Below are 24,697 nucleotides of genomic sequence, written 5' to 3'. Positions count from 1 at the left end.
GATCAGGGTTTCAGCGCGACCGAAACCGGCGCATTGCGATCGACCGAAATAATCCCATCGCGTTCGACCAGCTCCGCGATCTGGAGGACGCTGCGGCGCTTCCAGTCGGCGTTGTCCACGGCTTCCGCTTCGCCATCCTGATGAACGAAATAGAGGATATAGGCGCGGTCGCCCGCGACGATGATGTCGGGGTGCTGGCCCTTGGCGCGGTCGGTGGGATGGGTGCCGGGAACGCCAAGGATATGGCCCTCCTGCCGCGTCCATGTTTCCGCATCGTCGGACCGCATGACCAACAACCCTTTCCACGCGTCGGAGATCAGCCACCAACGCCCCTTCCAGCGGAATGCCTTGGGGCCTTCGCCGGGCGTGTCGGTCAGGCGCTTACCAACCGTCCAGTGGACCAGGTCTTTGCTGTCCGCCGTGCGGATCGCCTTATTCTCGCGTTCATCATTGAAGAAGAGACGATAGCCGCCGTCAGGCAGCGTTATGACGCTGGCATCAATCACCCGGTCGGAGCCAAGATCGAGCCGCTCGCCGCATTTCCATGTCGCTAAGTCGGGGCTGGTCAGGTGGACGATGAAGCGCGGCGCATTCCAGTCGCGAAACACACCCGGCACGACGGTCAGCCACATATGCCATTGCCCGTCGAGAAACCGGACTTCGGGTGCCCAAAGCGTCTCGCCGGTGCAGCTTTCGGGGATGGCGACCGTCCCGCTGTAACGCCAATGGGCGCCATCCTTCGACCGGGCGGTGCCGATCGCGGTGCCATGGACCCACCGCACGTCCTTAGCGTCTTCCATGGGCAGGTCGGCGCGGCGGTTGGTATAGAACATCACCCATTCGCCGCTGTCCCGGTCATAGACGGTCGAAGCATCGGCTGCCCCATCATGCACGGGGTCGCGATAGAGCGGCTTGGGCGCAATCGGTGCGCTGGCAGCCGCGAGCAGAAGCGCCGCAGCGATCATCGAAACAGGCGCAGATCGAACGCAGCCGCCATCGCCGCAAATCCCGCATCATTGGGGTGCAGCGCGTCGCCCACATCATAGGGTTTCGCTATCCGCGCCGGATCGGCGGGGTCGGCGATCGCCTTGGCGAGATCGACCATGCCATCGGCTTCGTCGGTCGTGCGGATCCACTCATTGACGGCGATGCGAACAGCCTCGCCCTCTGCGCTCCAATAGCCCGCACCCTTATAGGGCAGGATGGTGGCGAGGATGACCTTGACCCCATTGCCCCGCGCCCGCGCGATCATCTGACGATAGGCGCCGATCAGGTCATCGGCGCTCGGCAAGGGGCGGTTCTGTGCTGTCGCCGCGCCGATATCATTGACCCCTTCCAATATCACCACATGGCTGACGCCCGGCACCGCCAGCACATCGCTGTCGAAGCGCGCGAGCGCATTATAGCCCTCGCCTTCGGACAAGAGGCGGTTGGCGCTGATCCCGGCATTGGCGATCGCGACATTCCTCCGCCCCGCCTTCTGGAAGCGTTCGGCCAGCAGGTCGGGCCAGCGCCGGTTGCTGTCATTTGTCGCGCGCACGCCGTCGGTGATGGAATCGCCCAGCGTGACGATGGTGGGGGCGGGCCGGGCGGTTTCCACTTCCACGGCGGACAGGATCAGGCGCGGCCCGATGGTCGTCGCCCCGGTCAGGTTGATCGCTGCAGTCTGATCACCCGGCGCGATCCAGTTGGTGGCGGCGGCATAGGCATGGACGGTGGGCGCGGCTGCGCCCTGGGGCAGATGGATGCTGATCGTCAGCCGGGTGAGCGGCTTGACCGGCAGGTCGATCGGATCGCTCAGCAACGGCGCGCGCGGAGAAAGCGTGGCCCCCTGCACGCGGTTGAACGCGACGACGCGGTCAGTGCCCGGCAGGATCGCGCCATCCTCCCCGGCGAGCGCAACATGGACGGCCCCTATCGTCAGCGGCGCAACCGCCATTTCGTTGGACAGGCGCAGCCGGATGCGCACCCCGCCACTGGACAGGCGAACGACCTGCCGCACCGTGCGGTCGGTCAGGTCCGGGCGCTTGTCGGCGGGAGCGGTCCAGACGAGCGGCGCAGCCATCCAGCTGCGCGACCAGTGCTGGGCCGCAGCGGGCGTGGCTGACAAGGCAAGAGCGGCAAGAAATAGCACGGGGCGCATGATCGATCCTTTGTCAGCGGGCGACCGGGTTTCTGCCCCATAGCTGATCATAGCGCCAGCCTGACAGATCCTCGACGATCCGGCCCGCCTCCGGGCTGGTAGGCGTCTGTGCGCCACCCCGCAAATGCTCTATCTCCGACATCAAAACCTCGTGCGTGGCGGGGCTTAAACGGAAGCGGGTCGACACCAATATGCCAAAGCCCAGCATCCCCACCGTGCCGATGCCCAGCAACAGAGCGATCGTCAGGATGGCATCATAGCTTTGCACTGGCGCACCGGACACGAAGCCACCCGCCTGCATGATGAACCCCACGCCCGCGACAGCCGCGGCCTGCGTCGCCTTGCGCACGAAGGTCATGACACCGGCAAAGCTGCCTTCACGCCGCTGGCCGGTGACGATCTCGTCCACGTCGGCCATATAATTATAGGTCGCCCAGGGGATATAGTTGAGCGCGCCACGACCCAGGCCCGCCAGGATGATCGGTAACCAGATCATCGGGCTGCTCGCCGGAATGTCCAGCACCCAAAGGCCGATGAGCGTCAGCGCACCCGCCGCGAAGCTGGCCGCCGCAATCTGATAGGCGCGCGACGGCGACGCCCGCAGCGCCAGGTTGATCGCGATGATGACCGCCACGAACTGCACGATATACATGGTGCCAAGCAGCCCCGATGCGATCGCCATCGACCCCGTCAGTGCAAAGATGACGAAGAAGGTGAAGGCCGCGTTGAAAATATCCTGACTGATATAGCCGCCCAGATACATACCCAGATGGAGCCGGAACGCCCGAATACGCATGGTGGAAAAAAGGTTGCGATACAGCGCCTTGAACGCCTGCCCCATGCCAGCGGTCGGCGCAGCCTGCGTCAGCTCCACGCCGCCTGGCATATGCCGTTCCCAACTGAACAGATACAGCAGCCCGGCCGTCAGCATGAAGAGCGCGGCGAAAATGATACCCATATAGAAAAACGTGTCGGCACTGTCGCGGCCCAGCGTCGTGATCAGCCACAGCGGCAGGAAGCCCGCCAAAATGGCCGACGCCTGCCCGAACAGGATGCGCGCGCCTGCGAACTTCGCCTTGGTCTTATAATCGCTCGACATTTCGGCAGCCAATGTCTCGAACGGGATGATCTCCATCGCATAGACGAGTTCAAACAGCACATAGCTGACAAGATAATACCAGAAGGTCTGGCCCGGCAGCCACATCAGCGCGAAGCTGGGCAATAGCGGGATAGCGGCGAGAATGAAAAAGCGCCGACGCCCGAAACGCTGGCCGAACCGAGTGCTGCCGAAATGGTCTGAAATATAGCCGATCATCGGCGAAGCAACGGCGTCCAGGATACGCGCGACCGCAAAAATCGTCGCCGCCTGTCCGGCGGAAAGCCCGCAAAACTGGGTGTAGAAGATCAATACCCAACCGGAAATGACCGCCATCGACCCTGCGCCCAACACGTCATTGGACCCATAAGCGAGATAATTGCGCAGGCGAACGGGGCGAATGGGTGCTGGGTTGGGCATGTTCGGCTCCTCCGCCTTATTATCATTCTGGCCCTGGACGGCGGCGCTCCTTCCAAGACCCGCCGCCGTCCAAGCTCTCATTATGTCAGATATAGCTGCGCAGAAATTCACCCAGCGCGCAGATGGCGAGGCTCTGGCCATAGGGCATGGAGGTCAGCGCAATATCCTTGTAGAATTGCTGGGTGTCGCCCATCGCGGTGCCAAAGCTCACCTGCTGCAACTCGCCCGCATCGTCGATATTGGCCAGCACGCCGCGTACCGCCTTGATGCCGACAGCCTCATAATGGCGCGGGAGATAGCCCTTCCGCACCGCCTTAAGAATGCCATAGGCGAACCCGGCCGTGGCCGAGGCTTCCAGATAGCTGGTCGAATCGACGATCAGCGTGTGCCACAGGCCCGTATCGGCGTCCTGCGTCTGCGCCAATGTCTTCACCTGGGCGGCCAAAGTGTCGATCAGGAAGGTGCGGAACGCATCACCCTGCGGCAGATCCAGTATCTCGATGATTTCAGGGATGGCGATCGTCACCCAGCAATTGCCGCGCGCCCACAGCGCTTCTGCAAAATTATGACGACCGTTGAAATCCCACCCATGGAACCACAGGCCCGTCTTGGTATCGAACAGATATTTGATGTGGATGAGGAATTGGCGCTTGGCTTCCTCGACATAATGGGGGCGGTTCAGCAGCAGGCCGATCTTGGCCAGCGGCAGCACCGACATCATCAGCGTGTCGTCCCACATTTCGCCCGGATTTTCGTCATTATAAACGATATGCTGAAAGCCGCCCTCTTCGGTCTTGGGCAGGCCATCATCCGCCATCAACCATTCGGCCCAAGTGTCGAGATAGGGAATGTAGCGCGGGTCCGGCTCATGCTCATACAGGTATGCGAGCGTGATGAAGGGCGCCATGGTGTTGATATTCTTGGTCGGCGTGCCTTCGGCAAAGCGATCCTCGAACCATTGCTTGATGATGCCCAACGCCTTTTGGTCGCCGGTCTGCTCATAATAACGCCACATGCCGAACAGGCCGATCCCATGGGTCCATTCCCACCCGGCCCAACCCTTGGTGTCGATGATGCGGCCATCCTCCAGATGGAGCAGAAACTCGCCGGTCTCGTCCTTGATATTGACGAGATTGTCCATCAGCCGGTCGATGGCGTCGACCACTTGGGCGCGCGGGACATCATGATTGAGTGCGGCCACTTATTCTTACTCCTTAAGGTCTGAAGGTGCGTTTGGCGCGGTAACCATCTGCACTGGCAGACCGCCTTTCACGGAATGAAGGGTGACGAGGCGCACGGCTTCGAGCGCATCGCCCGGCTGGCCATCGGATGTGACGGCCAGCGCGACATGGTTCTTGCCCCGATGGTTCAATATGCCTTCGGGAATGGGGAAGGTGCGTTGCGGCCCGACATGGGCGATGAACTGCCCCATGTTCCAGCCATTGACGAACATCAGCACGCGATAGCGAACCGGCGATCGCGGCTTGGTCGCGTCGCCGAAGCTGAGCGCGATGGTCGCGTCCTGCCCCTTGGGCACGGCCAGGTCGAAGCTGGTGCGATACCAGCTGGTTCCCGCTTCTGCCTGCGTGGCAGGGACCGCAGCTTTCGCCCAGCGCTTGTCATCGAAGCCGGGCAGATGCCATCCCATGCGCTCGCCATAGAGGCCGCCATTATTGGCCGGGCCGCGTACAGGATCAGCCAGCGTCTCGCCGCCGCGCTTGCCCTGAATCTTCCATGCGATCGGCACGGCAAAGCTGCGTCCACTTGGGCCACCTTCCAGCGATGCGGAGATCAGGCCACGGGCCTCCTTGTGGAAATCGTCGCTGTCCAGATCCCAATTATGGCCATTGTTGCGGACCATGATCGACAGGATATGCTCGCCGCTCTGCGCACTGGCGGGCAAGGCGAAGCGCGCCGTGCCGGTGGTGATAGGCCGGGGCAGGCCGCCCGGCGTTTCCGCCTCGCCGATAAATTGTCCATCGACCCAGGCCTGGACAAGGCCAGAACCGCCAGCGCCATAATAGAGCGACAGCGTCTTGGCATCGGGCGTTCCGGTGAAGCGGCCACGATACCAGACATCGCCATCATGAAAGCCATAGGCGTCCATACCCATATTCGGCTGGCCATCGGGTCGCGCGGTAATGCTGGCCGATGAGCGATTGTCGATCGCTTGCCAGTCGCTATCGTCGAAGGCTGGCTCTGCTTCGGGCGAACCCTTGGCCATTCGCCAGTCGGTGAGCGCAGGCAGCGCGAACGTAGCAGGACCGGCAAGCGGCTGCGATGCTGCAAGGCTGCCCGATGGCGTGGCACGGGTGACGATCTTCGTGCCGTTCCACGTCACACTGCGGATCGTGCGCGGCGCCCAGATTTCGAGCGGACTTTGCGTCGCGGTGTCTCCGGTCAGGGCCAGCGTGCCGCCCTTCACCGTCGCATGGCGCACAAGCTCCGGCCCACGGATCAACATGTCGCGCTGCCGCCAATAGCGGACGGCTTCGGCTTCATCGGCCAGGATCAAGGTCAGCGGAGGCCGCCCGCCCCCCTCGATCCGCACGATCGCGCGACCTTGATGGCTGTAGCTGAGTTTCAAGTCGCCCTTCGCCGCGTCGAAACGGCTGGTGGCTTCCCCCTCGATCACGGTCACGGTCGGCGCGCTGGTGTAGCGCAGCACGGTTTCGCCCGGCTCCCCGCCACGGCCATAGAGCAGCATCAGGTCGCCCTTGCCCTGCCGTTGCGCCGATTGCAGTTCCGACGTGGAATAGACCAGCCGTTGCCCACCCAGCGTTACGCCCGCGACCAGCCATTTCGCGTCAAAGCCATTGAGGCGCATCGGCACGGTATAACGCCCATCGGGCAGGTCGGCAGTAAAGGTGAAGCTGTCGTTCGTCTGCCCGTTGGACGGCTTGTGCGTCACCATCAGGAAACGAGCGTCGGTTTCCGGGCTTTTATTATGATAAATCTGGATATTGGGCGATGTGATCTCGACCGGCCCGGCCGGAATCATGCCCGCCAGATCGGGGACGGACGCGATGAGGCCGCCCAACTGCTTCATCTCCTGCGCCTTTTCGCGCAGCGCACGGGGTTCGGAAATCGCCGCGCCATAATCATAGCTGGTGAACACCACCGGGCCAGGCAGCCAGCCCCAGCTGGTGCCGCCATAGGTCATGTAAAAGCTCTGGATACCGATGCCGTTGGCTAGGTTGGTGCCATAAAAGACCCGCTGAAACCGCTTGCCGCGCTGGATCGCGTTGCACTCATAGCCGCCGTTCGACCCCCAATAATCGAACCAGCCACCGCCAAACTCGGCCGCAAATCCCGGCGTGTCGGGGGAAGCCGACGCGCCGCCCTTCGCCCCGCCCGTGCCATAATAGCCCCAATCGGGCGCTGCGACATCGCGGGTGGGCTGGCCGTTGACGGTGCAGGTGCCGCCCGGATAGCCATCGAACGCATACATGTCGTTGGGGCCGGTGACGACCTTGTCGACCGTCGAGGATTCCGGCGTCCAATAGCCATTGCGGCCCTGATCATTGTGGAAGATCGGCACGGTGATGCCGTCGGCGCGCGCCTTGGCATAGAGGTGATCCATATAGCGCCGCTGTGCGGGCGTCGTCAGCGCCAGTTCGTTTTCGATCTGGTGCAGGATGACGCCGCCCTGGCGCTGCTTGTCCACATTGATCTGGTGCCGCGCGATGATCGGGTTGATTTGGCTGAGCCATTCATCGACGGCCTTGAGATAATCCGGGTCGTCGGTGCGCGCACGCGCGCGCTGGTTGACCAGCCAGCCGGGAAAGCCGCCGCGCGACAGTTCGGCATTCACATAGGGACCGGCACGGGTGATGACGTAGAGGCCTTCCTCCTCCGCCATGGTGAGCAGCCGGTCGAGATCGCGGATGCCGGTAAAGTCGTACACGCCCTGTTTCGGGCTATGATAGCCCCAGTCGAAATAGAGGGCGACGGTATTGAACCCGCTCGCCTTCATCTTCTGCAATATGTCGCGCCACAGGTCGGGCGAGGGCAGGCGGAAGGGGTGGAATTCCCCGCCCCAGATGATCTTGCGCTCGCCATCGATCATCAGCGAGCGCGCATCATAGGAGACGCGGCCAAAGCTCTTGACCGGGGCGGACAGGTTGGCGGTGGGCTTGGCAACCTGCGCCATCGCAGGGATCGCCAGGGCGGAGCCCAGCAGCAGGGCGGCAATTAGGGAGCGCATCGGTCGGATCAATCCATGTGGAACAGCAGGGGGAGCGGCCATTCCTTGGGTCTATTGTCCGGCTCGACCTCCATCAACGGCGCCATATAGGCCCACCATTTCTGCATCACGGGATGATCGGGCAGCGTGTCGCGCTGATTCTCCGCCGCCAGCGTCAGCACAGCGAACAGGCTGAGCGTATCTTCATCCAGAAAGATGGAATAATCGGAGATACCCGACTGGCGCAGCAGATCGGACAGTTCGGGCCATAACTCGTCATGGCGGCGACGATATTCGTCCACGACGCCGGGCTTCAATTGCATCTTGAAGGCGTGGATCGACATCTCGGCTCTTCCCCTATAAACCACATTATGGAACCTTTGACCTATATTTGGTAACATCGTCCCAATTGTTCGTCAACGCCACAGTGGCGTGTTTCGCACCGTCAGATGCCGCACATCGTCGAACAGCAAGGGCGGACGCTGGTCGGGCGAGCGTGTCGCCGCCGAGAACCGCTCGATCGTCAACCGCTCCGCGTGCCGCGCCCACAGCGCCCAGGCGGGCAGCACGCCGAACATACTGGGTTCCGGATAAGCGTCGGCCAGTTCGCCGGGCCGCCGTGCGGCATCCTGCGCCGTGCCGCCGCCCTCATAGTCCAGGTGGATATCGCGCAACGTCACGTCGCGGATCGGATGGCCGGGCAGGCCCGCAATCGTGGCCGGGAAGCGATGATCGATACCACGCGCATCGACCTCGCTTATCTCCACATGGCGGATCGCGCCGATCCCTGTCCCCTCCGGCCCGCGCCGCCGGTCGCCCAGCCGCAGGAAAAGGGGCGCGGTAGTAACGTCGCGCATGGTCAGCCGATGCGCGACGATATGCTCCATCACCCCGCCATCCACCGTCTCCAGTGCCAGCCCCCGGCAGCGGGTGAAGCGGCAATCCTCGATACGGATATTGCGATAACCGCCATTGCTCTCGGTCCCCAGTTTGATCCGGCCCGTGACGCGATCCTGATCGGGGGCGATCTGCTGGCGGGTCGTCCGGGTGCCGTCGATCAGCGATCCCATATCATAGCCCGACACGTCACAATCGCGGATCAATATGTCTTCAGCGGCGATCGCCCGCCCCAGCGCATGGCTGCTCTTGATCACGATGGCATCGTCATTGGGCGAATTGACGCGGCAGCGCTCCACCACCACGTCGCGCACGCAATCGAGATCGATGCCGTCGCGGTCGGTATCGATCGTCAGCCCATCGATGCGCAGCTTTTGCGTGCCCGTCGCCAATATGGCGAAATGCCCGCCCTTGCGAATGGTGAAGCCCGACAGGCGGATGTCGCGGCCATTTTTGAACGCGATCGCCTTGTTGCCCTTGCCAGCCATCGCAGCGGCGGTCGGTTCCAGGTCATCAATCTGCGCCTGCGTCATCGCCCGCATCGACAGCGGACGCTCGCCTGCCTGGCGCTTCCAGCGCGCACCGGGGCCATCGCGGGTCAGGCCAGCGCCATCGATTCCGCCGGGGCCAAGGATGGCGACTTCGCGCACATCATCGCCCCAGATCAGGCTGTTATGCCAATGGCTATGACCAAAATCCTGATACAGCTGGTCGATTCCCTCTTCGGGCAGGTCATAGCGCCCGCCATGGCGCGCCGGATCGGCCGCTTCGATCACCGCGCCTTCGGCCAACAGCAACGTGACGCGACTCCGCAGCCGGATCGAGAAGCAGAGATAGCGCCCGCGCGTCAGGAGGACGGTGCCGCCGCCGTTGCACGATGCCGCCTCGATCGCCGCGTTGATCGCATCGCTGTCGATCGCGATGCCGTCGCCGCGCGCACCATGATCGCGCACGTCGAAGCGCCGCGCGGCATGGGCGGGGAAGGGCAGGGCCGCCAGCGGGAGACTGGCCAGCCCCAACGCCAGATCGCGGCGAGTCATGGCCATGTCAGTTCCCGGCCGGGCGCTGATCGCTGTGGATCAGGCTGGGGGGGATGGCGACCTGCTTGGCCGTTGGTGGCTTGCCAGGGGTGAAGGCATTGGCGGTGACATGGGGAGCCAGCGCCGGGATGGTATCACGGATACGCTGCGCCACGGCACTGGCCAGCAGCCACGCGCCATAATTATTATGATGGGTCTTGTCTCTGCCATCTTCGTTGAAAGCTGCGGCTGCCCGATCAGGGCCAAGCGCTTCATAGATGGCGCGGCTGTCCGCGTTCAGGTCGATCAGCGGGACGCCATCTTCCGCCGCGACCTTCCGCACCGCCGCCGCATAGTCGCTCAGCGTATCGACGATCTTCCCCTGCGCATCGAAATTGCGCCGTTCGGGCGATGTCACCAGCACGGGATGCGCGCCGCGCCGTCGCGCTTCGGCGATATAGGCGCGCAGATAGGCGGGGTAGGTCGAAGCCGGTGCGACCCAGGTCTGCGGCCATTGCTGCTTCTGGTCATTATGGCCGAACTGGATGAAGAGCCAGTCGCCCGGACGCATCGCGGACAGCAATTTGTCGAAGCGCAGGCTGGTCAGGAAGGACTTGAGCGTCTCGCCCGACTTCGCGTGATTGGCGACGACGATCCGGTCATCCAGCAGCGCGGGCAACATCTGGCCCCAACTCGCCGCCGGTTCGGCATATTGATCGGTGACGGTGGAATCACCCGCCAGAAAGATCGCCGGGGCCGTGACCGGCTCGATGCGGATCGATCGGACAGCCGGTTGACCGAGGAACTCCAGCGTCAGCTTGTCGTCCCAGGTAAATTCCTGCGCATCACGCGCGTCGATCCGCACCCGGTCGCCACCCGGCGCCGTGGGCGGCGGCGGCGGCAGAGCGGACGTGCGGACATCCACCAGGAAATGCCGTTCGACTTCCTCACCTTTGCTGGTGCGTACAGAGCGCAGCATCAGGCGGCGCGCCTCGGCCTTGACCGTCGTATCGCCCGCCCGCGTCCGGTCCCCCAATCGCACAGTCACGCGATAACGGCCTTCGGGCAGCGCGATGGAATAGGCAAAACCCTGCGCATTGCCGCCCGGTTCGACGCCGTGGCTTGCCGCCTGATAGGGTTGCAACGAGTCGCGGTTAAGGACGATGGTCTGCCCCCCGGCAGCGGCCGCCAGCATCAGGAAGAGCGCAGCGCTGGACGGCATGACATGAGCCTTTGCAGAGGTGCAAGAGCGGGGGAGCGCCACGAAGGCCGCCACGCTCCCCCCAGAATATCGGCCAGTGCAGAGGCCAATATCTATCCCGCTAAATAGATTTATAATCCATATATAGGGATTTTATCAGGGTCAATCGCTTTTCATCCTGCTTCTTCTCATGGGGATGATAGGAATATCCCACAATGTGGATAATAAAATCATATGATGATTTTTCTTTCCATTCCGCGACTCCCAATATAAGATGACACAGTAATCCACATAGTGGGACATTCGGATGTCGTCGGGGTGATGGCAACCGGTCAATAGGGGAGGAAGTCATGTTGCACACCCGTTCCGCATTTGCGCGCCGCAGCTCGGCCATCGCGATCGCCACCACGCTGCTTGTGGCGGTCCCCGCCATCGCCCAGGATCAGCCCGTCGCCGATCAATCGGAAACCGCCGATATCGTCGTTACTGGCTTCCGCGCCTCGCTCGACAGCGCGCTCGGCATGAAACGCCGCGAAGCTGCCGCGATCGATTCGATCGTTGCGGAAGACATCGGCAAATTCCCCGACTCCAACCTCGCTGAATCGATGCAGCGCGTGCCCGGCGTGGCGCTTGCGCGTGGCGATGGTGGCGAAGGCCGTAATATCTCGGTCCGTGGCCTCGGCGCCGGTTTCACCCGCGTCCGCATCAACGGCATGGAAGGCACGGCGCAAACTGGCGGCTCGGACATTTATGGCGCAGGCAATAATGGCCGCAGCTTCGACTTCAACGTCTTCCCGACCGAAATCTTCTCGGCCCTCTCGGTGCGCAAGACACCCTCCGCCGATATCGAAGAAGGCTCGCTCGGTGCGACCGTCGATCTCTCCGCGCCCAAGCCCTTCGATCAGAAGGATGACTTCGTCCTCTCGATGACGGCGCGCGGCGTCTATAACGAATTGTCGAAAAAGGTCGATCCGCGCGCCTCGCTGCTGATTTCCAAGCAGTTCGGCGATAGCGGTTTCGGCATATTGGGGTCGGTCGCCTATCAACAGCGCAACCTGCGTGAAGTCGGCTATTCCGCCGTCGATCTGCTGCCTGCCAATATCAACGGCGGCTTCTGTTCGCCGCTGGGCGCACCGATCAATACGGCAGGCCAGACGCCTGAACAATTGGCGACGCGCGGCGTAACGGCCGCAAATTGCAGCAACGGCAATCCGCGCACCAGCACGCAAGCCGCTTATGACACGATCCAGAATCTGCGCCGCGAAGGCGCGGAAGGAACGCCGGGCAGCGGCGCCTTCTTCCCCCGCCTGCCGCGCTATCTCAATAGCGAACAGAAGCAGGAACGGATCGGCGGATCGTTGACGCTGCAATATCAGCCGGACGACCAGACCGATATCTCCGTCGACTTCCTCTATTCGCGGTTCGAAGTGACCCGTCGCGACAATTATATCGCTGCCGTGTCCTTCGCGCGTAACGCCTCGAACCTCGGTCAGCCGATGACGTCGGTGCGCGAGATCGAATTCGACGAGAATGGATCGCTGGTCCATGGCGTGTTCGACGGCGTCGATGTGCGCTCCGAAGGGCTGGTCGATAATTTCGTCTCGACCTTCAAACAGGCCAATGTCAATTTCAAGCGCGAGCTGAACGACAGCCTGACCGTCGACGCGATCGTCGGGTTCAACCGCTCGATCTGGAACGGCAAGAAGCGCCTGCAAACCTTCATGGATGCCGTCGATGTCGATGGTTTCTCGATCGACTTCCGGGACGGTGGCAGCACGCCGGTTTTGGGCTTTGGCACGGATGTCGGCAACCCCGGCAGCTTTGCCTATGCGCCGCCGCTCGCCGATGGCACCGTGCGCGGCGGCTTCAGCTTCCAGGGCAAGCCGTCCCGCAACAAGACCGACAATCTCACCGCTGGCGCGAACCTGACGTGGAAGGCGAGCGAAGCCTTCTCGATCCGGGCGGGCGGCCAGTATCGGCGCAGCGACTTCCTCTCCACCTTCCTGCGGCCCTTCAATGCCGACACGGTGGTCCGCGCCCTGCCTGCCGGCACGACGTTGGCAGACATCACGACCACCATCGGCGGCGTCGACAAGCTATGGGGCAATGGTGCGCCCAGTGGCTGGGCAGCGATTGATGCCGAAAAATGGGCTGATACGTTCGGCTTCGATGCAGTACGCTATTGCGGCGTCGAATGTGGCGGTGGCCGTAGCCGGGTCCGCGAAGAGGTGACGAGCGGCTATGTGATGGCCAATTTCGACCTTGAAGATGCTATCGGTTTCAGCGTGCGCGGCGATGCAGGCGTGCGCTACGTCAAGACCGACATGTTCTCGTCGGGCTATATTCAGGTCGCCAGCGCCACGACGCCCACCGGCCTTGCGGGACGGTTCGCTGCCGCTCGAAATGTCTATGACGACTGGCTGCCGTCCGCCAATGTCGTGATCGAGCCGATGCAAAATCTGCTGGTGCGCTTCTCCGGTGCGAAGGTGCTGGCGCGCCCGGAACTGGGTCTGCTGACCCCCACCAGCGGCGTCAATCCGGTCACCCGCGTCGGCAATATCAACAATCCCTTCCTCGACCCGATCCGTGCCAACACGTTCGACGTCGCGGTGGAATGGTATTTCCGTCCCGGCTCGCTGCTATCCGCCGCCTTCTTCTACAAGGATATCAAGAGCTTCGTTCAGAATGTGAACAGCCTCATTCCGTTCAACCAGTTGGGCCTGCCCAATGGTCTGCTCGAAAACAGCAACACCGACCCCAGCGAACCCTTCAACGTGTCGCAGCCGTTCAATACGCCGGGCGGCCCGCTCAAGGGCATCGAACTCAATGCGCAGATCCCCTTCACCTTCTTCGACGGCTTCCTCGGCAATTTCGGCATGCTGGCTAACTTCACCCATGTCACGTCGAAGATCGACTATATCCTCGCCAGCGTGAACGGTGTGCCGACCGTGACCACTACGGCGGACCTTGTCGGCCTGTCGAAGAACACGGCGTCGGGTACGCTCTATTATGAGGATGAGAAGTTCAGCATCCGCACCACGGGCAATTTCCGCGACAAGTTCATCCGCGGCATCCCCGCCTCGCCGGGCAGCGATCTGGTCGGCAATGCCAAGACCTTCTACATGGACGCATCGGCCTCCTTCGCCGTGACCGATCGGCTCAAGCTCATCGTCGAGGCTCAGAACCTGACCGATGAACAGAACCGCCTCTACACCGACAGCGTGCGGCAGGACACCTTGTTCGAAACGCGCATCGGCCGGACCTTCACCTTCGGCGTGACCTACCGGATGTAAAGACACTCTCCTCCCCCACCTAAAGGGCGCGATCATTGCGATGATCGCGCCCTTATTGTTGTTTGGGACTGCCGCTCGTTCAGCGCGGCCCGCTATATCCCACCGCAGCGCTGATCTGCTCGGCCGACCGCATCACCTGCAGCGCCAGTGTCGTGCGCAATTCATCGGTCAGATAATGGGCGGCGCTGGCGATCGAGATAGCGATGCAGATATTCCCCTTCGCATCTCGGATCGGTGTCGCGATCGATCGCACACCGTCACCCAATTCGCTGTCATGCAGCACTTCGCCCCGCGCCTTGTGGCCCTGCATTTCGGCGACGAAAGCGTTGATCGCTGCGCGCGATGGCTTGCCGCCCTTGGCCGCGACATAAAGCCGCTCCCAGGTCGCTTCGTCCTCGTCCAGCAACAGCGCCTTGCCGAGGCCCGTTTCCGCGATCGGCCGACGATCGCCCGGTGCCGTCGCCACGCGCAACCGCTGCGTCCCCGTCACCCGGTCGAGATGGCGAGAAAAATCCCCCTCCCGCTTGCCCACGAACACGCAAAAGCCGCTGCGCTCGGACAATAATTCCATGAATGGCCGGGCAATCCGCACGAAGTCAATCTGCTCGGTCGCCAGCACGCCCAACTGCAGCAATTTCGGCCCCAAGGCAAAGCCATCCCGCGTCACGGCCAGATAATTGCGCGACTTGAGTGCCTGCACCAGCCGGTGCGCCGTGGTCTTGCTCATGCCCAGCTTTCGGGCCAGGTCGGCGGCGCGAATGGGGCCGTCGATCACTTCGTCCATGATGTCGAGCGCGCGCATCAGCGTCTGCGTGCCCTTGACGCCCGGTTCCTTGCTGTCTTCGCTATCGCTCATATCATGTTCGCCATGCGTCCCAAATAAAGGAACGTCTATCCTTCAAATCGGCCCGCCTGTCAGCAGATTTGTGCGGTGCGCGCTCAAGCCCGATAGTCGAGCGCGCCCCGCTTTGCCAGTTCGCCGCTCGCCGGATCGAAGATCATGTTGAGCACCAGCCCCACCGCCAGCACGGCCGCAAACAGCGTCGCGAGGTAGAAGCCATAAATGGCGTCGCCGAAATAATCGCCGATCAACCCCATCGCCAGCGGTGCCACCACCGCACTGACGCAGGTGAAGAAGAGGATGACGCCCGAAATCGCGCCGTGCTGCGGCTTTGGAAAGCAACTGATACCCTTGGAATTGAGTGTCGGATACAGCACCGACATGAACAGGCCCGACAAAGGCAGCGACATGACTGCCAACGGCCGCCCGCCAAAAATGGCCAGCGCAAAGCACACCAGGATGGCGATCCCGCATGAGGCCAGCACCGCGGTCCAGTTGAACCGCTCCAGCAGCCAGAACCCGGCAAAGCGGCCGATGACGCGCAGGATGAAGAAAATCGACAGCGCATAGGCCGCCCATTGCCAGCCCGGCCCGGCATAGCCCGCCAACAATGTCGGCATCCACACATAGATGGCGGTCTCGACCCCCACATACAGCATGATCCCGCTGCTGAACGCCAGCGCATAGCGATTGCGCATCATCGCCAGCATGTCGGCCATAGGCGCGCTGTCCGTTTTCGCCTGCACCGGCGGGTAGGGCACACGCCAGGCGAGGATCATGAGCAATCCGCACAGCGCAGCGGCGATCAGATAGAGCCATTTCCACGACGCATCATGCGACAGCAGATAAGCGACGATCGCCGGCCCGATGATCGCGCCGATGCCGAAAAACCCCTCGACCACATTCATCGTCGCCGTATGCGCGCGCGTCGATGTCGATATGTCGCCGATCAACGCCAATGCCGCCGTCTTGAAGATGCCGACCGCAAGCCCGCCGACGAACAGCAGGACCAGGAACAGGCCGAAACTGCCCACCCAGGCGAACAGGGACGCGCTCAAGCCGAACAGCGCCAGGCCCACTAAAATCGTCGGCTTACGCCCGAACCGGTCCGCCATCGATCCCAGCAAGACCCCGCCCAGCGCGATGCCGCTCATCGTCGCATAGTGGAACGCGCCACCCGCTGTCATGCCCAGGCCGAACTCGCGGATCACCGACGGAATGATCACTCCGACTGATTCCGATGTCATCGCGAACATCAGGAACATCAAATAGGTGAGCCAACGAATGCGTGCCATTTGTCTGCAGTCCTAAACCAGCTTGTACATGCGTATGCGCACGGCGGGGGTGTCCATCTCCGGCACTGGGCCGACCGTGCCTGCAAACACGGCTTCGTTCAGCCAGGCATGCGGGCCATTGGGCACTTCGAACACGGCGCTCGTCCGCGCATAGCCCTTGCCCGCCACGCCCTTGTTGCGGATGTGGATGACAGTGCCGTCGGCCTCCCGCATCAGATAGGCGGCCTCCAATTCGGTCATGCCGTCCGGGCGGATCAATTGCCAGTCCATGCCTTCGGGAAAGATGGTGCCGTTGATCCGTGGCCCCTTGAACGTGCCGCCGGTGATCGGAATGCGGACGCGCTTGCCATGCGGCGTTTCGCCAATCTCTTCGGGCGGGCCCAATGTCACAATCGCCTCATAGACGAATTCCGCCTTGGGAATGTCCTCTGCCACGGGCGCAGGCGCGGCCGCTTTCGCCATGACGGGAACGGCCGCCAGTGCGCCGGCGGCGAGCAACAGGCTGCGGCGCGTCTGCGGGTCGTTCGGGAATTGCCTGTCGGCCATGATGCTGCCCTTTCCGAAAAAATGGGACGTCCCGCACGGGACGCCCCACCCTAGCTTAGAATTGCATGCCGAGGCGCACGCCATAGGTACGCGGCGGATCATAATTGGCGGTGGTGGAACTCCACACCGTCACCAGATTATTGGCCACGCGCTCATCCTCCAGATTGTTGACGAAGCCGGTGATCGACAACTGCCCATCTTCGGTTTCATATCGCAGGTTGAGGTCGGTCTTGGTATAGGATGCCCGGCGGCTCTGCGCATAATTTTGGATGTCGCTGAACGTCCGCGACTGGACATAGAAGTCCACGCTCGGCGTCAGGCTACCCGCACCGCCCAGGTCGAAGATATGCGCATAGCTCACCCGCGCGCTCCACTTCGGCGCATTGGGCAGTTCATTGCCCGACACGTCCCGCACGACATTGGTGGGCAGGGGCAGGTTGCCGAATGCACCCGTGACGCCGTTATAATTGCCGCTGCCCGAATTGAGATTGTCCGATGCCGTCGGGAACGACCGGATCTTCGCGTCGAGATAGGAGACGAAGCCGCTGATCCGGTCATTGCTCGTCGGCCGGATGATCGCTTCCAGCTCGATGCCGCGCAAACGCGCCGTCGCGGCATTGGTCGTCACCGCCGACACCTGGTTGGTCAGCGGATTGAGCACGATGCTCGATACCTGCAGATCCTTATAGTCCATGTTGAACGCCGTGGCGGCAAGGTAGAGCTTGCCTCCCATCAGCGAGCTACGCACGCCGATTTCGTAATTGGTCACGGTTTCGGGCTGATATTCCCGGAACTCCGGCGCGTTGCCTGTGGCTTCGAGGCCACCGCCACGAAAACCTGTGCCAACGCTGGCATAGGCCAGCGTTTCTGGCGTCAGCTCGTAATTCACGCCGGCCTTCCAACTGACGTTGGAAAATTTCGCTTCCGGCCGGTTGGTGTCATCGGTCAGGGCATAGACGAAGGGAATGCCGGGACAGGTCGTGGGCGTGATATTCTCCAGCGTGATCGTGTCGCCGGGACAGACCAGCTCGATATTGCGCTGGTTGACCTGTTCCCAGGTCGACCGCACGCCGCCCAGGATCTTCAGGCCCGGTGCGAGTTCATAGGTGCCCTGGCCGAACACCGCCTGCGACTTGGTCCCCTGACCGCGATAGGAGGTCACGACATCGACGCCGCTGATGGTCGTGATATTATTGCCCGTGCCCGCGACCTTGGCGATTCCAGCCGCATTGAGGATGCTGCCGAACGGCGCAGGCGCTGTATCGCCGGCATGCAGCAGGCGCGTGCCCGATGGCTGCTTGTCCTGATAGAGGAAGCCGCCCAGCACCAGATCGAACCGGCCCGCATTATAATTGACGTTCACCTCATGCGATTGGGTTTCGGTCCGACGGTTGATATTCTGCTGCGTAAACACGCCCGTTGCGGCATCCACGCCATTATTCTTCAGCACCGAATAGCCCGCCAGATAGGTGAGCGACAGCGCGTCGGTCGCCTGCCAAGTCAGGCGCGACCGGGCGGCATAATATTTCAGGTCCATCTGATTGTCGGTGACCAAATCCTGACCCGGATTGACGACTTCATCATAGATGGTCTGGATCGGGCCGAACGTGCCCGCCGCGATGTTGGCATCGGGATAGACGTTGCGGCTGCGCATATAGGTCAGCGGGATCGTGCCCTTATTTTCCCCATAGTTGAGCGACAGGCGCCAGGTCAGGCTGTCGCCCAGACGCAGGATGCTGTTGACGCGCAGCCCGGCCTGGTCGGTCTTGTTGTAATTCTGCCGGGCACCATATTTGCCCTCGAACCCGTCATCGACCTGACGATAAGCGGCGATGCGCAGGGCAAAAGCGTCACTGATCGGCAGGTCGACGGCCGCGCGGGCGCGCACTTCGTTGAACCGGCCATATTGGATATCGGCATTGAAGCCCAGATCCTTGCCCGGATCAGCCGTGTTGATGTTGACGACGCCTGCGGTCGCATTGCGCCCATAAACGGTGCCCTGCGGCCCGCGCAGAACCTCGACGGAGCCGAGGTCGAACAGGCCGAGCGTCAGCACGGCGGCAGACGGATCATAGATGCCGTCGATCTGCGTTGCGACCGTCGAATAGCCGCTGAAGCTGTTGTTGCTGCCGATGCCGCGAATGGCAAAGCCGTTCTGGCTCGATTGCAGGCCCGGCACCGTGCTGGTCAGCGCCGCAGCGGAATCCACACCCTGCCGGTTCAAACTGTCCTGCGACACGACGCTGATGGCGACCGGTGCCTTGGACAATTTCTCGGAGGTTTTTTGCGCGGTGACGATGATGTCGCCGCCATAATTATCGGCCATGTCCGTTTCAGCCTGCGGTGGCGCTACATCCTGCGCCAGCGCGGGGAAGGACAAGGCGGCGACACTGGCGCCAATGAACAGAAATGAGAAATGCTTCACGATACTCTCCCTTTTTATGGAGGCTTGGATCGTCACCCTGTTTCGATCCAAGTCCCTGTTTTCATGCTATGATTTAGAAGTTGAAATGGTCCCACGCGGCCTTGGCCATGACGGCATAGCCCTCGTCCGACGGGTGGAGCTTGTCGCCGCAATCATATTGGGCGAGGATATGGTCGGGCGCGGCCGGATCGCGGACGGCGGCGTCGAAATCGATCACGCCGTCAAATTCGCCGCTGGTGCGGATCCACTGGTTGATGGCTTGGCGGATCACTTCCTTGGCGGGCGTCGCATAGCCCGGAAAGGTCGAACCCAGGAACGGCGTCAGCGTCGCGCCATGGACCTTGATCCCCTGCGCCCGCGCCCGTGCGATCATCTGGCGATAGCCCGCGATCAGGTCATCGGCGGTGATCGTGTCATGCAGCCCGTCTGTGCGTGGATTGTCCAGACCGCTCAGCCCCAGATCGTTGATCCCTTCCAGCAGGACGATGTCGGTGACGCCCGGCACGGCCAGCGCATCGCGGTCGAACCGCGCCAGGCCGCTTGGCCCGACTTCTTCGCGCAACACCCGATTGCCGCCGATGCCCGCATTGGCGATGCCGACATTGGCGATCCCCTTGGCGTTCAGCATCTTGGCCAACTGCCCCGGCCAACCGCGCAGCAGCGGATCTTTGGCCCCAAAGCCATCGGTAATGGAATCGCCAAAGGCGACGATGGTCCGGGCGTCCTTGTCCGACTGCACCAATACCGACGTCACGATTTCACGGCTCGATACCGGCTTGGCACCGCGCAACGTCGCCGACCCGGTCTGGTCGCTCCCGATCGCCCATTCGGCGCGATGATTGGGGTCGGCCTGCGGCAAAATCACCTTGGTGGGCAGATAGACGCTGACCACGGCGACCGCGCCCGGCTTCACCTGCAACGGCAGCGGGTCGGACAAGAGGGGCGCTCCTGCAGGCAGCCGTACCGATCGCGCGCCGGAAAAGGTCAAAGGCCGGATGGTGGCCGCATCGATCCGGCCCTGCGCGTCGGCCAGTGCGATGGTCGCACTGCCGATCGCGACGTCGGTCGGCTGGGTATCGCCCGACAGGCGCACCTGAACCTTCGTGCCGCCCGCGCTCAGGCGCAGATGATAGCGGATGGTCCCCTGCACCTCCGGTGCCGGCTCCCAGAAATCGAACGGCAGCTTGGCGACGGGCAGGGAAGGGCTGGACGCCCAACTCGCGACCCAGCGGCCATCGTCCGCCGCCACCGCCTGCACCGGCAGCAGCGCCGCCTGCATCGCGATAACCCCAAGGGCAAGTCGGCCTATCATCCTCTTACGCATTCGAAGCTTTCCTTTTTCTCGACATCGCCCTGGCCCTTGTACCGGGCATAAGCGGGGTATCGGCAGATAGGTCGGGTACGGCCCGGCCACGGACTGGCCGCAGGGGCAACGGCATTGAGCTGTTCGGGCGCACGGCCCTGCTCGACCCAATCGACCATCGCGGCAAAGGCGTCATAGCGATCGGTCGATGGCCCGCCCTCGCAATGGTTCATGCCCGGCACAGGGAAGACGCGCACGGTGTCCGCGCCTTTGCCCGCATAACGGGCGTCGACCTCCCGATACCATTGCAGCGTGTCGTCCAGCGAGAAGACCGGATCGGCCGCGCCGTGCGGTACGATCAGCTTGCCGCCAGCGGCCCGGAACCCATCGATACCGGGCGACCGCGCCGACATCATGTCCCAACCCGAAGTCGGGAAGGGGGCCGCCACGCGATAGATGGCGTCCGCATCGCGATCGAAATCATAGCCCATCTGCCATTGCATCATGCCCTGCGGATCGGCAGCCACCAGCTTGGGCGGCGTCTGGAAGATGGCGGAAAGGGCCGATCCGCCGACGACGATGCTCAGCGCTGGGACACCTTCCTTGGCCAGTCCGACTTTCCACACCGCCCAGCCCGGTTCGCCAACGCCGCCGTCCCAGGGAAAACGGACATAGAGGGGCGACCCATCACTCTTGCGCGGACCGGCCATGGACCGGACAAGCGCATCGATCTGCAAATTGGACAAACATTGTCCGTTTCGCTGTCCGGAACAGGCGAAACCGCGTAGGACCGGCAGCACATCTGCATTGCCGCACTGGCCATAATGCGACACCAGACCATCGGCCACGCCATCCTTGGCGTCGCACGCCTTCAGTATGGCCTGCCGCACGATTCCCAATTCGCTGGTCGAAAATGCGTTCGCCAATTGTCCGAACGGTCGCAGGCCATCGGGGCCGGGGGGCACCAGGCGTCCGAATGTCTGCACGTCCCAAGCCTGCGCTAACGCCGCGCGCGGCAGCGACATGCCCGGTGCCGCGGCGACGATACCGTCGAACGCATCAGGATAGCGATGCGCGACCGCCAACCCTTCCTGGCCGCCTTTGGAACAGCCCGCAAAATAGGAATAGCGCGGTGCGCTGCCATAAAAGGTCGCGATCGCCGCCTTCGCCGCATCGGTCACCGCGCCCAATGACGCATAGGCATAGTTGCGCCGCGCTTGCGGGTCGAAGCCGAACGCCACCGCACCGCCCTTGGCCGGATCGCTGTTGACCGCATTGTCATGGCCCGAATCCTGGCTGACTACGGCATAGCCCTGCGCAAGCGCTGGCGTTACCAGACCGACACCGGCCAACGCGCCCAAAGCATTGCCAATGTCGCCATTGGTCCCACCGCCGCCCTGGAACAGGAAACGACCATTCCATTCCATCGGCAGGCGCAGATGGAATTTAATCGCATAGCTCTGACCATCCATGCCCTGCCGCTCGGCCATTACAGCCTGCACGTCGCAATGTGCTTTCAGCGGAACCGTGCTGTCATATTGAAAACCACGCGGATCGGGCGCAGGCGCTGGCCCTTCCGGGACGAACACAGCACTGGTCACCCTTGTCGAGGCGTCGGGCCAATGGCCTTGCAGTGTCGATGCAAAGGCGGTGCAGCGATCACCAACCGCTGCGGTCGGCGCGACATCGGTCAACGATGTGCAGCCGCTCAGCGCCACGATCGCGGCGGCTATGCCAGAATAGCGCCATTCGTTCATGCCTGGCTCCCCCTCAACGCATTCTGCCCCACGATGATCGCCCCCAATGGCCCCGCATCGCGCCCCAAGGCAGGCGGCACGATCAACGTCTCCAGCGCAGCGAGATCCAGCCCCGCCAGATAACCGCCCAGATTGGCGGCGACCGCCACCCGTATCTTCGCAAGCAGGGTCGGACGGTAATCCAGCACCCCGCCGCCGATCACCAGTCGCTGGGGCGACACGCACAGGATCAGCATCGCCACCCATTCGCCCAGTTCGCGCGCCACCCGATCCCAAAGCGGATCGTCATCGGGCATATCCGCCAGCGCGCCGTTCGCCCGCGCCGCCAGCGCCGGACCACCGATCAGCCCCTCCAGGCAATCACCATGGGCAGGGCAGGCGCCTTCGAACATATCGCCCGGCGTCCGCCGGATACGCATATGCCCCGCCTCAGGGTGCAGGCGGCCATGCACCGCCTTGCCATCGACCACCAGGCCAAGGCCAACGCCCGTCCCGATCGTCGCATAGCCATGCACCGCACATCCCATCGCCGCGCCCCATTGCCCCTCGGCCAGGGCCGCGCCCCCGACATCCGTGTCGATGCCGACGGGCAGGGCGAAGCGGCGCGCAAAATGGCCATGCACATCCGCCCCCGCCCAGCCGGGCTTGGGCGTATTCTCCATGTGGCCAAAATGCGGACTGCTGGCGTCCAGGCATAGCGGCCCGAAACTGCCGATCCCGATCGCCGCGAACGGCGCCTCGTCCTGCCATGCCGCCAAGGCCGCCGAAATCTCGTCCAGCGTCTCTGGCCCTTCGGTCGCCCAGCGCTCCTGCCGCAGGATATCCTTGCCCCGCGCCAGCGTCGCGATACATTTGGTACCGCCCAATTCGACGCCCGCGATCATGGTTTCCGTTGTCGTCATGCCAGCCACGCCTTCTCGCCGTCGATCATAAGCCGCAATTCGGGGGCCGGGGTGCCGCCGAAATGCGCCCGCGCCTGCACGACATCGCGCGGCGGCTCCGCCAACCCGACCAGGTCGGCAAAGCTCTGCACGCATAGATCCGGCAGCACCAGCCAGCTATAGGCCTGGAACGGCGCGGACTGTGGGTTGCCGAACACCAGCCCCGACCCATTGAGCGGTTGCCACGGGCCAAACAGCCCGTCCGCCACCATCCCGTAAAGCCCGGTCGGTCCAACCGGGCCATCTGCCGCGAACACCTTGGTCTGCGTCGACCAGAACAGATAATAGCGCCCGTCCCGCATGATGACATGCGGACGTTCCAGCTCATTGTTCAGCCCATCCGCTTCGACCAGCGGCGGCAATATCTGCCACTCCTGGTCAACGACCCGGCGCGCAATGCCGACCGCCCCATTCCATGCCGACCGCGACCGGGCTATCGATCCGGCAAACAGGATATAGTCTTGATTGTCGGCCGGATCGCGGAAAAAGGCCGGATCGCGAAACGCCTTGATCGTGCCGACCGCACCGCCGCCTGCCATGTCGCGGCTGTAATGAACATCGTCCGGCTCCAGAAACTCGACAGGCTCCGACCATGGCGAAAGCGCTATGGCGCCATCCTGCACGGTCAAGGCCGCGCAGGTAAAGAATAGCCGCTGGGCAAAGCTGGTTTCCACCTCGCCCCGAACGCCGGCCACGGTATAATAAAGCGTGATCGTCCCGCCGTCGGGCGACAGGATGGTCGAACCGGACCATTCGCGACTGCCGGGCGAAAAACCGTCCGGCAAAACCGGCCCCAGATCGCGCCATTCACCCTCGACGCGATGCAGCAGCCGCATCCGCGCCACGGCATGCCTTGCGTCCGGATCGGGCAAAATGGGTGCCGACAGCGCGATGAACAGCGTGCCGCCTGCAATATCGGCCGGATGACCATCGACGGTCTGCACCGGCCAATAATCCCACAGGTCCAGCGTCTCGATGACGCGGCGCTGCGCCGGGATGACCGGAGCGCAAGGCGCTGTAGCGCGATCGATGCGCTCGACGTCCTTTGCAGTCCAATGGCTGATGGCAGGCATTTCGCTCATGCGGCGAAGCTCGCCCATGTCATGACCCCCGCCAAAGCGTGCAGTCTTTGGCGGAGGTCTGACTTCGCCCCGGCGGAACGAACGGCCGGAGAAGGCGCTGAAAGAGAGCGCAGGGCAGGATGGTCGTCATGGCCAAATCGACGTGCCAAACCCGGCACAATCCTTACATCAGCCCTCACCGATCATCCCCTATGCGCAGCTATCTTGTTGCCGCCCTGATATTTCCAAAAACAAACGTTTGCAATCTTAAAT

General features: G+C 62.9%; 17 protein-coding genes. 1 reads left to right on the top strand and 16 read right to left on the bottom strand.

Annotation, left to right across the window (positions count from 1 at the left end):
* Positions 1-2: 2 nt before the first annotated feature.
* From BSY17_RS00210 to BSY17_RS00175, 8 genes are all read right to left on the bottom strand, one after another.
* Positions 3-965, bottom strand: coding sequence for a family 43 glycosylhydrolase (locus BSY17_RS00210; protein WP_069063859.1), 963 nt, complete (start codon positions 963-965; stop codon positions 3-5).
* Positions 962-2,143 carry an SGNH/GDSL hydrolase family protein gene (locus tag BSY17_RS00205; RefSeq protein WP_069064435.1) on the bottom strand — a complete coding sequence of 394 codons (1,182 nt, stop codon included), beginning with the start codon at positions 2,141-2,143 and terminating at the stop codon, positions 962-964. The genes BSY17_RS00210 and BSY17_RS00205 overlap by 4 nt, the downstream gene beginning before the upstream one ends.
* 13 nt (positions 2,144-2,156) lie before the next feature.
* On the bottom strand, positions 2,157-3,659 hold the full coding sequence (locus BSY17_RS00200) for an MFS transporter (protein ID WP_069063858.1): 1,503 nt from the start codon (positions 3,657-3,659) through the stop codon (positions 2,157-2,159).
* Between the two features lie 85 nt (positions 3,660-3,744).
* Positions 3,745-4,860 carry a beta-galactosidase BglB gene (gene bglB, locus BSY17_RS00195; protein WP_069063857.1) on the bottom strand — a complete coding sequence of 372 codons (1,116 nt, stop codon included), beginning with the start codon at positions 4,858-4,860 and terminating at the stop codon, positions 3,745-3,747.
* A gap of 6 nt (positions 4,861-4,866) precedes the next feature.
* Positions 4,867-7,866, bottom strand: a complete 3,000-nt coding sequence (locus tag BSY17_RS00190; protein WP_069064434.1) for a glycoside hydrolase family 35 protein — start codon at positions 7,864-7,866, stop codon at positions 4,867-4,869.
* An 8-nt stretch (positions 7,867-7,874) separates the two neighbouring features.
* Positions 7,875-8,189: an L-rhamnose mutarotase gene (locus tag BSY17_RS00185; RefSeq protein ID WP_069063856.1), complete on the bottom strand. Its 315-nt coding sequence runs from the start codon at positions 8,187-8,189 to the stop codon at positions 7,875-7,877.
* A gap of 72 nt (positions 8,190-8,261) precedes the next feature.
* A complete protein-coding gene (locus BSY17_RS00180; RefSeq protein ID WP_069064433.1) occupies positions 8,262-9,782 on the bottom strand; it encodes a rhamnogalacturonidase in 1,521 nt (506 codons plus the stop codon).
* A 7-nt stretch (positions 9,783-9,789) separates the two neighbouring features.
* Complete coding sequence (locus BSY17_RS00175; RefSeq protein WP_069063855.1) at positions 9,790-10,983, bottom strand: rhamnogalacturonan acetylesterase; 1,194 nt, start codon at positions 10,981-10,983, stop codon at positions 9,790-9,792.
* 329 nt (positions 10,984-11,312) lie between these two features.
* Between BSY17_RS00175 and BSY17_RS00170 the strand changes: the two genes are divergently transcribed.
* Positions 11,313-14,255: a TonB-dependent receptor gene (locus tag BSY17_RS00170; RefSeq protein ID WP_069063854.1), complete on the top strand. Its 2,943-nt coding sequence runs from the start codon at positions 11,313-11,315 to the stop codon at positions 14,253-14,255.
* 79 nt (positions 14,256-14,334) lie between these two features.
* On the opposite strand, the gene BSY17_RS00165 is transcribed toward BSY17_RS00170, so the two are convergent.
* The 8 genes from BSY17_RS00165 to BSY17_RS00130 form a co-directional block, all read right to left on the bottom strand.
* Positions 14,335-15,111 (bottom strand): IclR family transcriptional regulator, encoded by a 777-nt coding sequence (locus BSY17_RS00165; protein WP_069063853.1) that lies wholly within the window; start codon positions 15,109-15,111, stop codon positions 14,335-14,337.
* An 83-nt stretch (positions 15,112-15,194) separates the two neighbouring features.
* Entirely contained in the window at positions 15,195-16,391 is a 1,197-nt protein-coding gene (locus BSY17_RS00160; protein WP_069063852.1) for an MFS transporter, read from the bottom strand.
* 12 nt (positions 16,392-16,403) lie between these two features.
* Positions 16,404-16,937, bottom strand: a complete 534-nt coding sequence (locus BSY17_RS00155; RefSeq protein ID WP_083216935.1) for a DUF3237 domain-containing protein — start codon at positions 16,935-16,937, stop codon at positions 16,404-16,406.
* 55 nt (positions 16,938-16,992) lie between these two features.
* Positions 16,993-19,362, bottom strand: coding sequence for a TonB-dependent receptor (locus tag BSY17_RS00150; protein ID WP_069063851.1), 2,370 nt, complete (start codon positions 19,360-19,362; stop codon positions 16,993-16,995).
* A 73-nt stretch (positions 19,363-19,435) separates the two neighbouring features.
* Positions 19,436-20,686 carry an SGNH/GDSL hydrolase family protein gene (locus BSY17_RS00145; protein ID WP_083216934.1) on the bottom strand — a complete coding sequence of 417 codons (1,251 nt, stop codon included), beginning with the start codon at positions 20,684-20,686 and terminating at the stop codon, positions 19,436-19,438.
* Complete coding sequence (locus BSY17_RS00140) at positions 20,671-22,422, bottom strand: tannase/feruloyl esterase family alpha/beta hydrolase (protein ID WP_069063850.1); 1,752 nt, start codon at positions 22,420-22,422, stop codon at positions 20,671-20,673. Before BSY17_RS00140 ends, BSY17_RS00145 begins: the two co-directional genes overlap by 16 nt.
* Positions 22,419-23,324, bottom strand: coding sequence for an ROK family protein (locus BSY17_RS00135; RefSeq protein WP_069063849.1), 906 nt, complete (start codon positions 23,322-23,324; stop codon positions 22,419-22,421). Before BSY17_RS00135 ends, BSY17_RS00140 begins: the two co-directional genes overlap by 4 nt.
* Entirely contained in the window at positions 23,321-24,463 is a 1,143-nt protein-coding gene (locus tag BSY17_RS00130; RefSeq protein WP_069063848.1) for a glycoside hydrolase family 68 protein, read from the bottom strand. The genes BSY17_RS00135 and BSY17_RS00130 overlap by 4 nt, the downstream gene beginning before the upstream one ends.
* Positions 24,464-24,697: the final 234 nt, after the last annotated feature.

The sequence above is a fragment of the Sphingobium sp. RAC03 genome (assembly GCF_001713415.1).
Lineage (GTDB): Bacteria > Pseudomonadota > Alphaproteobacteria > Sphingomonadales > Sphingomonadaceae > Sphingobium.
The sequence above is the reverse complement of the archived record's forward strand: the minus strand, read 5'-3'. Positions and strand labels throughout refer to the sequence as shown.